1 protein-coding gene is annotated in these 862 nt (G+C 62.8%); it reads right to left on the bottom strand.

Translation table 11 applies throughout. The features are described 5' to 3' along the window. A partial coding sequence (locus K6V06_RS20575; RefSeq protein WP_222245984.1) for a transposase occupies positions 1–718 on the bottom strand: 718 nt, incomplete at its 3' end. Between the last annotated feature and the right edge of the window lie 144 nt (positions 719–862).

Below are 862 nucleotides of genomic sequence, written 5' to 3'. Positions count from 1 at the left end.
TGCCGCTGTCGTCATTAAAGGGGGCCACACCGACCAGCGCCGCAATCTGCTGGCGGCTGAGCTTGCCCAGCTCCGGCAAGCGGCCCAGCAGCGTGAACACGCTGACCTTGCCGATGCCCGGCATGCTGTCGAGCAAGTCAACCTTGTTCTTCCAGACCTCGCTGGTTCGCAGCGTGTGGGTCATGTCGATGTCCAGGGACTTGATGCGCGCGTCCAGCCAAGCGATATGCTCCTTCAAGCTCTTCAGAGCCACCGGCGGTGCCGTGGCCACCCGCGCTTTTTCCTGCGCGCGCATGGCCACCAGCTGGCTGCGCCGGTCCAGCAAATCGGCAAACTCGCGTTGCGCCTCGTCAGGCAAGGGCCGCAGTGGCGGGCGAATCTGCTGGCCAAAGCGCGCCAGTACCTGCGCATCGAGCCGATCTGTCTTGGCCAGGATCCCGCAGGCCCGCGCGAAGTCCCGTACCTGTTTCGGGTTGACCACCACCACCGGATAGCCGGCGCCGGCCAGCGCTACGCTCACCCGTGTCTCATAGCCGCCTGTGGCTTCCAGCACCACCCGATCGACCGCCTCTTCGGCATTGAGTTGATCCAGGTATGCCAACAACTGGGCAATCCCTTTCTCATCATTGCTGAACTGACGCCGCGCACTTTGCGGCAGGCAGTCCAGGTCCAATGCGTCCTTGCTTACGTCGATCCCTACAGCAACCTTGATACTCATTCGTCCCGTCCCATCCTTGTGTCAATGCGGCGTACTGCCTCCCAACCGTTCGGGCTTAGGCTGAACGCTACCAAGAATGGACGCCCCGATCCTCGCTCTCCCTCGAACTTGAGCTCGCGCTCAGAGCATGGGGCCATCGATCTG

This window comes from Cupriavidus sp. AU9028, assembly GCF_019795295.1.
Classification (GTDB): Bacteria; Pseudomonadota; Gammaproteobacteria; order Burkholderiales; family Burkholderiaceae; genus Cupriavidus.
The sequence above is the reverse complement of the archived record's forward strand: the minus strand, read 5'-3'. Positions and strand labels throughout refer to the sequence as shown.